Source organism: Candidatus Sororendozoicomonas aggregata (assembly GCF_031528575.1).
GTDB lineage: Bacteria > Pseudomonadota > Gammaproteobacteria > Pseudomonadales > Endozoicomonadaceae > Endonucleibacter > Endonucleibacter aggregata.
On sequence record NZ_JAVLSP010000097.1, the window covers coordinates 1 to 14,010 of the forward strand.

Consider the following 14,010-nt stretch of genomic DNA (forward strand, 5'->3'; position numbering starts at 1 on the left):
TGGTCTGAATGCTCATAATAGTTTAATATAAAGACTTAAATGGCTATTTACAAGATTGGTCTAATGGAATTGAGAAAGGGTAGAAGATGTGTCTTTATGCTTCATGCACACATGATTTTTATAACGAAGTACAGAGGTAAGGTGTTTACAGACGTACACCTGAAAACACTCGAAAAAATATTCCGAAGCGTGTGTTCTGACTTTGAAGTGGAGCTAGAGGCGTTCAATGGAGAGCAAGATCACGTACACCTTCTGGTTAACTACCCACCAAAGGTATCTGTATCGAAGCTGGTAAATAGTCTGAAAGGCGTGTCTAGCAGGCAGTTGAAGCAGTACCACCCAGAGCTGGTAAAACCTGCATATATGAAAAATGCTTTATGGAGTCCGAGTTATTTCGCGGGTTCAGTAGGAGGAGCGCCAATAGGCATCCTCAAGCAATACATCGAGCAGCAGAATAGACCACATTAGGAGTCCTAGCTTTCCTTCCTAGTACTAAAAGTACTGGGCTTGACGCTCTTTTCGGTCAAATAAAATAAAGCGTGTAGCGAGGAAATCATCTATGGTTTATTTTGTTATATACACAATAGAAAACCGCTAATGAATTTACTCAAAAAGCTATTTGCAATTTTTGTAATAACATTTTGCGCTGAATTCTGTTTCGCCGAGTTACCGTCAGACTTACAAGCAAAGTTTGACACTTTCAAAGTTGGTTTTCAGAATAGAATTCACCACTATGTACTTTTGCGACAACAATTGACCCCAGACTCTATCATGCATCATCTAACCCACCTTATTCCGCATGATTTGCAACCACAAGAAATTTCATCATTAAAAGAACAGGCTGTTCAATACGGTGAAAATAGAGATGTGGTATCTTTATTTATGCTAGCCGCATTTATGTCCGCTTACATTCCCAAAATACAATTAGAGGAAGCTGTCAAATTTATGATGATGTTGCAAGTGACATTTGATAAGACAGTCAACCAATCTGATGTTCCAGCTACTGACTTGTTAAATAACGCCTGGCCTCACTTTGATGCGGAACTTTCGGAAATACAAATTAACAAGCTTATCAAGGAAGCGAGTGAGTTAATCACTTATGCCAATCGTGAGAACCATACATACGTTAAACCCTTTCCCTATGGGAACATTTTTCTTTCAACGCGATACACCTTAACAGAACTTATGGTCCAGAAGTGGTCGTGGCTTTCAGTTCAGAGGGAATCAGGGGTGTTTTTCTCTGAACACAATGAGTAATGAGACTGCCAGAGAGTGTCTTTCCAACCAAATCCTCTGGCATAGCCCACCACTGACTTGTCAGCACAATAACCACTAAACCCACTTCTCAGGATCGTCTTGCCAACTGGAAAATCCCCTGGTGTTACTATCCAGAATATCCTTAAGATCTAACTCTACAGGTTCTGTATGCTGAGCACATGAAACAGCGCCTGATTCTTGTGAAACCGTTTCCGTTACCGCGACCAGTTGCGGGTTGAGCGGTTGAGCGGTACCTGTGCTTGTGGATGACCTTGTGCTTGTACTTGTGCTTGTACTTGTGGCTCTGCCCGCCGTTGTCGTTTGAGTATAAATGATTGTTCCAGCAGGATAAGTTATCTGCGCTACAGAGGTAACGACACCTGTCGTTTGTGACGTTAACGTATGACAGACACTACTGATCACGCCAACACCAGGGATTGTCTCTGAATTCATGGATAATTGATGCCCAGGGTGGTCAGGGTGGTATTTACTCATGTGCTCCGCAAAGTAATCCCCACGTCTAAATTCCGTTGTCGGACAGACGGGGCAATAGAAAATTGTCCCTTTTTCATGTGATTTCAAGTGTTGCTCTAAAACATTATTGGCTATAAAGCCTTTACCACAGACATGACATTTATAGGGCCGTTGATTAGTGTGCACCTGTTGGATGTGTTTTTTAAGATTATTTTTTGTCGAACAGGACCTCTCACATAAATGGCATTGATGGAGTGTTTCTCCAGTATGCGTTCTCATGTGTCTACTCAGATCAATCTTTTTACTAAAGGACTCTCCACAGGCATCGCATTTATAGCGCTTTTCTTGGGTATGGGTTCTTTGGTAGTGTTCTTTTAAATTAGCTTCCTTATGAAATCTCAACGAACATTCGTCACAGTAAAAAACTGGCATACAGACCCCTGTTTTGTCAGCCATGGGCAAATATCTGTATTGTAGTATAGGGGGCTGTGGCCTAGGAGCCTGACCGAGAATAGCGCCCGTAGCGAGGATTGCGAGAAATTGAGGATAAAGTTTCTGCTTCTGAGGAGAATAGCGAGGCTATTTGATGAAGAAGCAGGAATTTTTAGACCAATTTATCGCAGTCCTCGCTACGGGCAGACTTTTAAGATTGCTTCTAAGAGAAGGTTCTACCCTGATTTATCTTGAGGGCTTGTCTGGAATTTTTGTAATCCTTCCTGACTCCCCCTGGCCTGAGCCTGGCTAAACAGGCGTTGTAATAAAAAGAGCGTAAACAGTATACCCATCACCGGTTTCCACCAGGCCCACATGCCCGGTGTTAACATCACAATGAATTTGGATGCGACAAAGCCCAGCACAAAAAACCAGCAAAAGGCATGGTATTTTATTGCATGAAAGCGATGCTTTGATACCGCCACCCAGTAGCCAATAGCCACGGACAACAGGGCATAATCATTCGTTTCATTGCGCGGGTTAAATAGCATCAGGTAACAAATTGCCAGCGCATAAACGTAGTAACATGCCATTTCCCTGGGATAACGCTGACTGGCATACCAAGCGGCTACCACTGTTAATGGCGCCATCACCAGACGGGTGACCTGTTGAACTTCTGGCGAGACACTAAAGCCTGCCACCTGGGGAAAAATAGCAAAGAGGTGCGCCCAGGTCAGTTTAGGCCCTGCCTCGCCATAGGCAATGGCCTGCTGCAACATCACGACAAAGTTGCCATGCTGCTCCCACACGTAGCCCGCGTCTTTGAACAGCATCGGGACGGTGATAGCCACCAGAATTCCCAGGGGCAGGCGCCAGTATAAGGGCCGGTTAAGCGCACCCGCTAACAAGTAAAAAATAATAAACGTTGGCTTAACAATCAGCCCAAAGGTCATCAAGACAGCCGCTGTATTCCAACGGTAGCGTGCCAGGGCTGTCGTACTGAGTAACAATACGCCCAGCAGCATGATATTAGCCTGCCCATTACGAAAACTGGCTGTACTGATACAGACAACAGCCAGTGATAATAATGGCACAAAGCTTTTTTCACCGGGGGCTCGCATCAAGCGGGCAAAGGAAACCAGTCCAAAGAGCATGACAGTCAGTTGTGTCAGGCGCCATAACGCCTCCGATACCCATAAGGGAAAAAGCGAAAAAATACTGTATAAGAAAGCAAACTGCGGCAAATACAAAAAACCATTCGCGCCCGCGTATAAATCGTCCCCGGCCAGCCAGCGGGCAGCACCTAATGTATACTCATCCGACACGGTACTGGTGGTGGTACTGGTATAACTTTTGACGACCATCCACAGGGCAATGATGACCCAGAGAGAAACGGTTCCTTTCTCAGCGTTTGACAGTTGTCGCCACCACTGTCCCGGGGCTTTCGGATTTAAAAAATCAGTCATAAAAAAGTTTACTGTATCAAGGAGTAATAATTATCATGTTACAGATAACGTAAAAAACGCCCATGGAAGGCGTCTTAAACGTTGTACCGCTACCACAACCGCAGTAACAATAGCCAAGCCTTCCAATGATTATACACACAGACGAGAAACAGGCGTAACAGAGGCTACCCGGTATTTCGCATGCCTGCCGCGATCCCGGCCATAGTAATCATCAATGCCTGCTCCAGGTCCGCGCCCACGCTACCTTGTCGTTGAGCCCTCACCCGCTGAAGGAGTTCAGCTTGCAGGAAGTTCAACGGGTCTGTATAAGGGTTGCGTAACCTTATGGCTTCCCTTGAGTGGGGCTGGCCCGACATTAAGGGCTTGCCTTCTTTCAGGTCAAGCGTCACTTTTATCGCATCGTTTAACATGTTCCGCAGTTTTTCGCCCAGGGGGTGAAAGGTTTCAGGAACAAGTCGCTCTTCATAAAACTTCACCAACCGTGGCTCCGCTTTCATAAAGACCATTTCCAGCATTTCCATGCGCGCCCGGAAAAACGGCCATTGTGTCATCATGTCCTTTAATACGGCGCGTTGATGATTGTTCAGGGCTTTTTGCAGGGCAACACCGCTGCCTAACCATGTGGGCAACATCAGTCGGTTCTGCGTCCAGGCAAAGATCCATGGAATGGCCCTGAGGCTTTCTATACCGCCTTCGGGCCGACGCTTGGCAGGGCGAGAGCCCAGCGGGAGCTTGGCAAGCTCCTGTTCAGGCGTGACGGCTCTGAAGTAAGACACAAAATTGGGTTCGTCACGAACAACCCCCCGGTAAACGGCCAGTGAATCGTCAGCTAATTGCCCCATTACCTCACGCCACTGTTTTTTGGGCGCGGGTGGCGGCAGAAGTGTCGCCTCCAGTGCCGCGCTGGTGTAAAGCAGCAGACTTTGAACAGCAACCCGGGGAAAGCCAAACTTGAAACGAATCATTTCACCCTGTTCGGTGACACGTAAACGCCCATTGACGGAACCTGGAGGCTGAGAGAGGATTGCCGCATGGGCAGGGCCACCGCCCCGACCAATGGTTCCCCCCCGACCATGGAATAATGTCAGGTGGATCTCGTTTTTCTCACACAGTGTCGTTAACGATTCCATGGCACGGTATTGCGCCCACGCGGCAGCAATCCATCCCGCATCTTTGGCGGAATCAGAATACCCGATCATCACCATTTGCTGGTTACGGCAATAACCCCGATACCAGGGCAGTGACAGGAGTGTCTTTATGCAGTTTTCCGCATTATCCAGATCACTGAGTGTTTCAAACAAGGGAGCGACAGGCATATCAAAAGTGACACCACACTCTTTCAGAAGCAGTGCCACAGCCAGGACATCTGACGGGTCGGTGGCCATGGAAATAATATAAGGCCCCAGTGCGCCCGGCCCCTCACTGGCAATAGCCTTGCACGTATCAATCACCTCTTTTACCGGAGCTGATGGCTCCCAGTGCCGGGGCAACAAGGGCCTGGGGCTTTGGAGTTCATTTAAAAGAAAGGTTTGGCGTTGAGACTCATTCCAGTGGGCATAATCGCCCATCCCCAGCGCTTTGGTTATTTCGCTCAGGGTATCAGTATGCCGGCTCGATTCCTGGCGAATATCCAGTTTGCTCAGGGTCAGGCCAAAGCAATGTACCCGACGGATCATATCCAGCAGTGGGCCGTCCGCGATAGTCCCCAGGCCAGTCTCATGCAAGGAACGGTAACACGCCCGCAAAGGGTGCAGTAATTCATTCACGTCTTTTAAAATGCCATGGGCCTTATCATTGATCCGTTTATGCTCACACCAGCGGCGGGTGTGGCGTAACCGCTCCCGTAATTGTTTTAAGATCACTCGATAGGGTTCACGACAGTCACCAACGATAACGCGAAGCTCATCGTTGCAGCTGTTCATGGATAACTCACCGATTAACGGCTTTAAGTCGCGCAGGTATAAATCAGCCGCCATCCAGCGACTGAGCATTAACACTTCACGGGTTACCTGAGCGGTAACAAAAGGGTTGCCATCTCTGTCGCCGCCCATCCAGGAAGAAAACCGGATGGGTACCGCATCCACAGGGAGCGAGAGACCGGTTCGTGCCCGCAGCCGTTCATCAATACTGCGTACGTACTTTGGTACTGCTTCCCAGAGTGAGTGTTCAATGGTGGCGAACCCCCCTTTGGCTTCATCAACAGGTGTCGGGCGCTGTGTACGAAACTCAAAGGTGTGCCAGGTCTGACTGATCAGTTGCTGTAAACGATTTTTTTGCCGGGCTCTTTCCCGGTCGCTCAGAGCGCCTTGTTCAAGGCTCTGGAGGCACTTGAACATTTGATAGTATTTTTGAATAACCGTACGCCGGGTTACCTCCGTGGGGTGCGCGGTTAATACGACTTCGATACTTAACGTGCTGATATGGTCAGCAATTTGTGTATTTTCTATCCCTTTTTCCTGCAAGCGACTGATCAGGTCATCCAGGTGATCCGGCTCACAAAAGTTATCTTCACAATGTCTGGAGACGGTGTGAAATTGTTCAGCAATATTAGAAAGGTTCAGGAACTGGGTAAAAGCACGAGCGACAGGGACTAACTCATCATCGGATAAGTCATGAAGAACCTTCAGTAAACGCTGGTGATCCTCCAGAGAGCCAGCACGGGCCGCTTTGGAGAGTTGACGGATGATTTCAATTTTCTCGAAAAAACGGTTATCTTTATCTGCCTTTATGGTATTGCCCAGTAAGCTACCTAGCAGGTGGACATTCTGGCGCAGAGCTGCATGACTTTCTGTAGTAACGAGCTTTTCAGACATTATTGACTTCCTGTATTTCTAAAAGATGCTCAAACAAGGCGGCTGGCTTGGTCATTTTGAAGGTGCGAAGCAGGTTTTAGCCCTCAAAGATTATACCAAAAGCGGCAGTAGCAACACTGATGGAATTAAAATAATACACTAACGCCCGCAAGGAGCCTGTCGCACTTGTTGTATTACTCCAGCGCCAGCTATTCTCAAAGGGGTTTTTGGGGATGCGGGCGGCGTTCGGGGAGCGGCAATGTTAAATCTGAACGCTGGCTAAACAGAGATAAAACCACGCCCTTGTCAGGGTCAGCAGATACAGTGGGTATTGTTATGTATTACAGTTTACATGCAGCAGCAAGATTTGGCGCCTTGGATGACGTGAAACGTTTAGTCGAAACAAAAAAAGAGAATATTAACGAGGGCGCCAAGACTACAGCGTCGTGTAGTGGAGCGCTTTTTTGCCGTTATGACTGCCCCTTTAATTGTCCCAGGGGGTCTAGCCCTTTGCTACTCGCTGCCTATATGGGACATTTAGACGTGCTAATTTACCTGATTCAAGCCGGTGCAAAAGTTAACACGTTTAACGTTTCTGGAATGACTCCACTAACAGCAGCGATAATAGGTTCTGGGGCATTTAGTGTAAAAAAAGCAATGGTTCTTGAACTGCTGCGTGCGGGGGCAAACCCGGCCTTTTTCAACGAAAGGTGCAAAACAGACCCTCTTGTTAATCTGACCGCGCAAATTGGCAGGCCCGATATTGCCGCTGTATGCCTGGCTTACGGTGACAAGCAGGTGCACGCTAGCGATATCGAGTATGGCCCTGATGTCTCAGAGGAAACGGTAGAAGAATTCAAGAAGCTGCTGAACACCCCCTTTCCTCTGCAAAGCCTGGCCGTTCAGGTTATCCGATCTACTGTGAAAAAAGAGGACATCTCAACACTGCCCATAACCTCTGTAGCAAAAGATTTATGCCTTAATCCCGATTTATGCCTTAACCCCCCTTTCGAAGCCACTCCATAAATAACTTTGCTGAAACGGCTTACCTTGATTGAGGGTCATGTTGTAAACACACAGAGAAACCAACACGGCGCCACCAGGAGCCTGTTCTCTTAGGATATAGGCTCAAATATGTCTTGCAAACGCTTGAGCGCCTTCTCAGCGGGCTACTGTTTTTTTTGAGTTTGTTCTCAGAAGCAGTCTTAAACGTCTGCCCGTAGCGAGAACCGCGAGAAATGGCGGATAAAAAGTCGCTTTTGTGGGGAGAATAGCGGGACTATTTGACGAACGAAAGCGGCTTTTTAGACCCATTTATCGCGGCCGCAGTCGGAGCATGACGTTTAAGACCGCTTCCCAACATGCTTCAAGGCGTTTTGAATAATGGCGTCCCCTAGGGGACTCGAACCCCTGTTACCGCCGTGAAAGGGCGGTGTCCTAGGCCACTAGACGAAGGGGACGCAAATCCTTCGGTTTTGGTGGAGCCAAGCGGGATCGAACCGCTGACCTCAACACTGCCAGTGTTGCGCTCTCCCAGCTGAGCTATGGCCCCAATGCGTGAAAAAGTGTGACGAAACACGAGAAAAAACGCGAAAAAACGCGAAAAAACGCGAAAGAGTGCGACAAAATCCGGCGCTCTTTGTTGCTTTCTCTCAAAAACTGGCGCAATTCTATGGAGAGCCATGGGTGTTGTCAACAGTGCTTTTACCAAGGTGTCGTTTAACCGGAACGTTTAACCGGAACTCAGGGTTAAAGCCCCTGTTTTTTTGTTGATGCCAGCTCCCGCACGGAAGTCTCCAGTTGCAATAATTTGCGGTTTACCTGTGTCCGATAGTCATCCAGAGATTTTTGCAACCCGGTTTCGCCTTGCTTTTGCTTGTTGAGGAGGGTTTGCAGTTGGTTCAGCTGGTCTTTGAGCTGGGCCATGGACGCACTCACCACAGTCCGGGAAGAGACTTGCTCAGACATGGCCGCTTTTACCAGTTTTTCCAGATCAGCCAGTTGTGATACCGCTTTTTGCGCCACAGATTGAGCGCTGTTTGCCGTTGTGGTCGCGCTGACAAGTTGCTTGTTCAGCTGATCAATACTTTTCTCGTTATTACTGATAGATTGCTTGTTCCGTTTATTAGAGACATCCCAGAGCTTTCTGATTTCACTGTTGATGACTTCCAGCTCTTTTCGCAGTGCCGACTCATTCTGGCTGACATTTTCTCCCGTAGCGGAAATATCGCCCGTGACCTGGCTTAATAGCTGTTTTGCCGCGGTCAGTTCAGTACGTGTTTGTCCCAGAGAGTCCTGCAACGTATCAATTTGCCAGAAGTGAAAACCGGCGATACCGACCAATACCAGACAAATAAGCCAGACTAAAATACCTGCGCTCCCTTTGCCTTTTGTGCTATCAGCTATTTTTTTTGGTGGCTGCGCGTCGGAGCCTTTGGTGCCTTTGGTGCCTTTTCGACGATTCGGGCGTTCATCGGCAGTAATGGAAATATCCTGAAATTCGTTTGAAATGGTCTTATCCTCTTTCTCTGGGAGCACTTTCTCGCGCTTTCTGGATTTTAGGCCGAAATTGTCTTAAGTCCGACAGGCTCCTGGATCCTGAAAAGCGTCACTGCCCACTATCATAAAATACTGAGGATTTTCCTCCAAGTGCTGTTATCCCTATGGCTTTTTATAACTATCGTGCTTAGTCCGACAGGCTCCTAGGGAAACGTTACCGTGCATTCTTCATAATCCAGCTCAACATGGTAGGGTAAGCCATGGATTATCAGGCAGGCAAGATGAACTGGGTCAGGGCATTCAGCTTCAGCCGCTACCTTCAGTGCCTCATGGTCTTGATGATAGTCCAACAGACTATAAACATCGTAGGAGCAACCAACCTTATTACTATCATCATAATATTCATAACTGCCAAAAACGTTATATTTATAACTAATCAGTACATACAGTATTTTTTCCTGTGTGCCCAGCGTCATATAACGACAACCAAAATCAGCATCTTGCTCTGTATTCTCATTATCAAAATACCCAAAATCGCCCAGTGAATGGATGTACAATGTTTTATCTTTCAATTCCGGAAACGGAAAAGGGACAGGCTTTTTCTTTTGAAGCAACTCTCTGATCTCTTGAACGTGATACCCATCAGAGGGCACAGAATATGAGGAGTGTTGAAATTCATCGTGATCAGGCCAAACGTCTCCGCCAAAAAAATTAAACATCAATCGTCGTATGTATAACTTCTGCAATGTACTGTTTTCTGACAACAAAGAAAAGCACTGTTCGCCGTTATTGATAACAGGCTCTATGCAAAGCGATTGCAGAGTAGGGACTTCGTTCATGGGGGTAACCTTATAAAAACCGGGTGAGGGATCACGCGCAGACGCTTCGCGACAATTGCGCGCTGTGGTGATAATAGTCCCTGATAGTATAGCCAACCGGTGAAATAGTACGTTTTTTGACCGTGTAGCTGTTCACTTCAACAGAGTGACTGACTCTCCAGCAAACATTACCCTCAACTCAGCATTATTCCGTGTATTCCATGTATTCCATGGACAGACCTGAAGCGGCTGCCCTGAATTGACGGTGGCTGGAAAAGCGGCACGACAACCCGATGTAACGGTTCATTGACCGTTGCATGAGTACCGTTTTCGCGCCAGAAGTCACGTGGATAACCTGTGAAGCAGCAATAAAAACCTGAGTCACAACGGGGAAACAGGTTTTTTTATTTTTAAAAATGTCAAGGGCATCTTGTCCCACTATCTGAGGCTTTTTTACTTTATTTCACTTTTTTGACCGTTTTATAACCTATTGAAATAAAAAGGGATTAAGCTGTATAAAAAACAAACAATTTATAGGCGGCTTAGTCCCCATCAAGGATTGTGACAGTGGAAATTGAGAATTCCACAATGTTATCCACAGAAGTTGTGGGTAAGCTAACCCTGTGAAAAATAAGCGTAAAAACGACTATTCTCGTCTGTATAATTGACGATAAAATGATCGAATCAAAGGGCCTGAAGCCTCCTTGAACACGCCCGGTGTTTACGGACGAAAATAAACGACTTCAGCCCTCAGGAAAAAGACTTGTCGCTCCTTTGAGCCCTTGGTAACAGAGTCTTCGTGACTGAAAACAGTCAACAGAAAAATCCCGGAAAAATGCCACTATACTGCCGACAGGCGCTATGGCAGGCACCCGGGGGCCTGCCCATAGTCATGATGGATCAGCCCTTGACTACATGACCAAAAAAATGCTGTATAAAACGATCAATACCCCGGCGGTGGTCGACTTCAGGGGTGTTATTCGGGGTTTCTGGCGAAAGATTTCCACAGCCTGACAGGTCTTCCCTTTTTAACTATCCCGATCATACAGATCCCATGGTGGGGGAAGTTCATTAAGCACTACAGTATGGCTTTTTACGCACAGTATTCGTCGATTCTCTCTGGATTTCAGGCCGAAATTGTCTTAAGTCCGACAGGCTCCTGGCATTACCCATAATGAATTGCCTGTTGAATAAGCGCGTTGTTAACTATTTTTTAAAACAAACTGGGCAAGTAAAAGGTAAGGGTCTATTTTTCTCCTACAACCGGAAAATAAAAAAAGAGAAATAATGCGGGACGTAAATAGTCAATATTAAAAAGGATGAAAAAAACACGGTTAATACGATTGATGGGTAACCATATTGTAAATTTAACTCAGGAGCTTCCATGTATATTCGCTGTCTTTCATTCATCATTATGTTGTTTGTCGTTCACAGTGCCAGTTATGGCATGTATCGTCAAAAGCCTGGAGACACCCCCGCTTTCAATATCAGCACGGATCAGGCCCTCGAAAATGCCTGGAAAACCATCAGGGCGTTAAGGGAGATGGAAATAAAGGGCGATCTTGCCTCTATCGTTCTGGCAGTGGGTTTTTTCAATGATAATTTGATGAATAATGTACTTAGAAGACAAGATCAAGAAACAAAGGCTGTCACCCGAGATCAGGCAACACAATTTTTCTTACAGCAATTAGGCATTTTCTTTCTGGAACATCTACCCAAAGGGAAGACGAGTTTTACCATGGCCGACCTTGGCAAGGCAGGCTTCGATGGGGCAAAAGATGGGGCGGCTATTAAAAAAGTCCTGCTTGTTTTGATTGATCTTACCAGGAGTTTTAATGCGACTGGGTCAAACTATCTTGCTGACCCTGAGGTCAAGGCCATTGATTATGAAATATTAAGTATTCTCGATAAAGTCAAACGCTATGTTTCTGAAGAGGTTATTTGTGACCTGGAAACTGTGGCCGGAAAATTGAGAGCTGAAACTTATAATGAAACCATTTATACCGGAGATCTTCTGCCAGAGATTGTATTTAGTCCTGATCAGATCAAAGTTAATAAAAAGTCAGTTCATTACCTGACCAATTTAAGAACCTATGAACTCTTCAGGCAGACCCTGAAAAGCGTAAACGATTATATAACAGCAGTGCCTGAAAATAATACATTCCTGAAATTAGCCAAGCAATTAGAGGATTTTTATAAGATCACCCCTCAAATTTTTGATCGCAAGAGCAATGACCATACAGAACAACTCATTGCGGCGGTGCAGGCCATTCTCTACACCCAGTGTGATCTTAATTCAGTTGAAGGGGAGTTCAAAAATGTCAGAACGACTTTATATACCCGGCTAACGTTTGCCGACATTGCTACTGTCATTGCTCAGGTGCTTGCCTGTAACTCGGACGATAAAGGTTACGACAATGAAACAGCCAGAGAAGCCCTTTCGTGGCTTGTTTTGACAAGAGCCTTGATCAGCCTGTCTGAAAAAGCCCCTGGCAAGGCCAATGAACACCTTGAATGTCGACAACACTTTCAGAAACATCTGGACCGACTGGTAGAGGATATGAGTACAGAGCAGATGATTAGCATTTATTCCTTCACAGGGCGCTGGCTTGGAAAATCCGTAGAGACTCTCCCAACGTTGACAGCAGAAAACGCCTTCGGCACTGACTCTTTATTTGAGGTTAACTCCAAGTTATCAATGATGCTTGGGGAACAGAAGACCAAAGAATTCATGCTTAAAGCCTTAAAATATATCGATGAATATCATCCAAAAACTCATACAGTCTCTTCCCTTGTCACATGGAAACCTTTAACCAGCGATAAATACTTTCTAAGTGGAATAGACAATCTATGTAGTGATAGATATGAACACAACCCCATAGATGTTTTTTTAACGACCGTGCATGCGAGAATTGTTAAATACCCGTCGATACTCATGCTTCGTCACGTACTGGTTGCCATTAAAGAGTATGATCTGGCAGACGAGCTGGGCAAATTTTGAGTGATTAAGAAGCAGTCGCGAAACGCTGAAATACCCCCCGCACCGTCATCCTGTACAGAACCGCAGGCTATGGAAGGCACTCTAACCGCACGCATCACGCGGGTTTAGTGATTCACGTCCTTGTGGCAGATTCCTTACAATGCCTGTACGGGATGACGACGGAGAAAATTAAGCGTTTCGCGACACCCTCTAAAAGTCAGGGGGCTTACGGAAAAAAATGCTAAAATATCTAGCATTTATTCCTTCTGGAAAGTTTCATGAACGAACAACAACCCGCAATCGTCGACGTTACAGAAAGCAATATCGAAGAGATTGTGAAACAATCGTTGGAAAGACCTGTTCTGCTGGATATCTGGGCTAAATGGTGCGAGCCGTGCAAAATACAACAGCCTATACTGGAAAACCTGGTAGCCGCCTATGCAGGCAAGTTTCTATTGGCGAAGCTCAATGCTGACACACCGCTGGCACCCCAGCTGATGCAGCAGCTGGGTGTTCGTGGTGTTCCGGCACTGGCTCTGTTTCACCAGGGAAAACCGGTGAATGTGCTATCGGGCGTGCAGACAGAGGCCACGTTGAACAAGCTCCTGACGCCACTCATGCTAAGCCCCGTGGAAAAAATCAAAGGTCAAATTGATGAGCTGGTGTCAATGGGGCATAACGACCAGGCGCTGGCGCTGGTGCGGCAGGTACTGGCAGAGGAGCCTGAAAACCATGCCTTGCAAGTGCTGCAAGTGAACCTGTTACTTGAAACGGGTCAGATTGAGCAGGCCAAACAGATTATCGCGACGGTGCCTGACGATACCAAGGGTATTGCCCAACCCAAAGCCAAGCTGGCATTTTATGAGCTGGTGGGTGATGCCCCGGCCAGGGAAGAGCTCGAAGACCGGCTATCAGCAAACAGCAACGACCATGAAGCCCGCTACCAACTGGCTATACGCCATGTGATTGATGATGATAACGCGCAAGCGCTGGAGCATTTATTGTTCATTGTGCGCCGTGATCGCGCCTTTAGAGACGACGGCGCTCGTTTACTGATGGTAAAAGTGTTTGAACAGTTAGGTGCCGGTCACGCCCTGGTGAAAAAGTACCGAGGCAAACTGTTCAGCCTGCTTCATTAACAGCTGGGTACTTCTGGCAATGGCTACTGAGAAGCAGTCTTAACAGTCATGCCTCTACTGCGGCTGCGATAAATGGGTCTAAAAAGTCGCTTTTGTTCGTCAAATAGTCCCGCTATTCTCCTCACAAAAGCGACTTTTTATCCGCCATTTCTC

Annotated in this window: 12 protein-coding genes and 2 tRNA genes; 6 read left to right on the plus strand and 8 right to left on the minus strand. The window is 46.7% G+C overall.

Translation table 11 applies throughout. The annotated features are described in order from the left end of the window. The first annotated feature begins 63 nt into the window (after positions 1 to 63). Entirely contained in the window at positions 64 to 468 is a 405-nt protein-coding gene (gene tnpA, locus V4C51_RS14910; protein ID WP_330926976.1) for an IS200/IS605 family transposase, read from the plus strand. Positions 469 to 597: 129 nt separating this feature from the next. Beyond that, positions 598 to 1,257, plus strand: coding sequence for a hypothetical protein (locus tag V4C51_RS14915; protein ID WP_330926977.1), 660 nt, complete (start codon positions 598 to 600; stop codon positions 1,255 to 1,257). A gap of 75 nt (positions 1,258 to 1,332) precedes the next feature. On the opposite strand, the gene V4C51_RS14920 is transcribed toward V4C51_RS14915, so the two are convergent. The 3 genes from V4C51_RS14920 to ppc form a co-directional block, all read right to left on the minus strand. Continuing rightward, complete coding sequence (locus V4C51_RS14920; protein WP_330926978.1) at positions 1,333 to 2,163, minus strand: C2H2-type zinc finger protein; 831 nt, start codon at positions 2,161 to 2,163, stop codon at positions 1,333 to 1,335. A gap of 236 nt (positions 2,164 to 2,399) precedes the next feature. Next, entirely contained in the window at positions 2,400 to 3,629 is a 1,230-nt protein-coding gene (locus V4C51_RS14925; protein WP_330926980.1) for a glycosyltransferase family 87 protein, read from the minus strand. 164 nt (positions 3,630 to 3,793) lie between these two features. Then, a complete protein-coding gene (gene ppc / locus V4C51_RS14930; protein ID WP_330926981.1) occupies positions 3,794 to 6,442 on the minus strand; it encodes a phosphoenolpyruvate carboxylase in 2,649 nt (882 codons plus the stop codon). A 165-nt stretch (positions 6,443 to 6,607) separates the two neighbouring features. Between ppc and V4C51_RS14935 the strand changes: the two genes are divergently transcribed. Beyond that, positions 6,608 to 7,447 (plus strand): ankyrin repeat domain-containing protein, encoded by an 840-nt coding sequence (locus V4C51_RS14935; RefSeq protein ID WP_330926982.1) that lies wholly within the window; start codon positions 6,608 to 6,610, stop codon positions 7,445 to 7,447. Positions 7,448 to 7,805: 358 nt separating this feature from the next. Here V4C51_RS14935 and V4C51_RS14940 read toward each other — a convergent pair. From V4C51_RS14940 to V4C51_RS14960, 5 genes are all read right to left on the minus strand, one after another. Then, positions 7,806 to 7,881: transfer RNA gene (locus V4C51_RS14940), tRNA-Glu, on the minus strand. A 16-nt stretch (positions 7,882 to 7,897) separates the two neighbouring features. Then, a tRNA-Ala gene (locus V4C51_RS14945) sits at positions 7,898 to 7,973 on the minus strand. Positions 7,974 to 8,170: 197 nt separating this feature from the next. Beyond that, the gene (locus tag V4C51_RS14950; protein WP_330926983.1) at positions 8,171 to 8,959 is read right to left on the minus strand and encodes a hypothetical protein; all 789 of its coding nucleotides are present in this window, start codon (positions 8,957 to 8,959) and stop codon (positions 8,171 to 8,173) included. A gap of 164 nt (positions 8,960 to 9,123) precedes the next feature. Continuing rightward, complete coding sequence (locus tag V4C51_RS14955) at positions 9,124 to 9,759, minus strand: hypothetical protein (protein WP_330926984.1); 636 nt, start codon at positions 9,757 to 9,759, stop codon at positions 9,124 to 9,126. 184 nt (positions 9,760 to 9,943) lie between these two features. Further along, positions 9,944 to 10,084 carry a hypothetical protein gene (locus V4C51_RS14960; RefSeq protein WP_330926985.1) on the minus strand — a complete coding sequence of 47 codons (141 nt, stop codon included), beginning with the start codon at positions 10,082 to 10,084 and terminating at the stop codon, positions 9,944 to 9,946. Positions 10,085 to 10,599: 515 nt separating this feature from the next. Here V4C51_RS14960 and V4C51_RS14965 point away from each other — a divergent pair. From V4C51_RS14965 to V4C51_RS14975, 3 genes are all read left to right on the plus strand, one after another. Further along, entirely contained in the window at positions 10,600 to 10,752 is a 153-nt protein-coding gene (locus V4C51_RS14965; protein ID WP_330926986.1) for a hypothetical protein, read from the plus strand. A gap of 370 nt (positions 10,753 to 11,122) precedes the next feature. Then, positions 11,123 to 12,739 carry a hypothetical protein gene (locus V4C51_RS14970; RefSeq protein WP_330926987.1) on the plus strand — a complete coding sequence of 539 codons (1,617 nt, stop codon included), beginning with the start codon at positions 11,123 to 11,125 and terminating at the stop codon, positions 12,737 to 12,739. 257 nt (positions 12,740 to 12,996) lie between these two features. Then, entirely contained in the window at positions 12,997 to 13,857 is an 861-nt protein-coding gene (locus V4C51_RS14975) for a tetratricopeptide repeat protein (RefSeq protein ID WP_330926988.1), read from the plus strand. Positions 13,858 to 14,010 lie beyond the last annotated feature (153 nt).

Bases quoted from the DNA above. Each gene is read 5' to 3' on its own strand.
- tnpA (WP_330926976.1), top strand. From the start codon at position 64: ATGGAATTGAGAAAGGGTAGAAGATGTGTCTTTATGCTTCATGCACAC.
- V4C51_RS14915 (WP_330926977.1), top strand. From the start codon at position 598: ATGAATTTACTCAAAAAGCTATTTGCAATTTTTGTAATAACATTTTGC.
- V4C51_RS14920 (WP_330926978.1), bottom strand. From the start codon at position 2,163: ATGCCAGTTTTTTACTGTGACGAATGTTCGTTGAGATTTCATAAGGAA.
- V4C51_RS14925 (WP_330926980.1), bottom strand. From the start codon at position 3,629: ATGACTGATTTTTTAAATCCGAAAGCCCCGGGACAGTGGTGGCGACAA.
- ppc (WP_330926981.1), bottom strand. From the start codon at position 6,442: ATGTCTGAAAAGCTCGTTACTACAGAAAGTCATGCAGCTCTGCGCCAG.
- V4C51_RS14955 (WP_330926984.1), bottom strand. From the start codon at position 9,759: ATGAACGAAGTCCCTACTCTGCAATCGCTTTGCATAGAGCCTGTTATC.
- V4C51_RS14965 (WP_330926986.1), top strand. From the start codon at position 10,600: ATGGCAGGCACCCGGGGGCCTGCCCATAGTCATGATGGATCAGCCCTT.
- V4C51_RS14970 (WP_330926987.1), top strand. From the start codon at position 11,123: ATGTATATTCGCTGTCTTTCATTCATCATTATGTTGTTTGTCGTTCAC.
- V4C51_RS14975 (WP_330926988.1), top strand. From the start codon at position 12,997: ATGAACGAACAACAACCCGCAATCGTCGACGTTACAGAAAGCAATATC.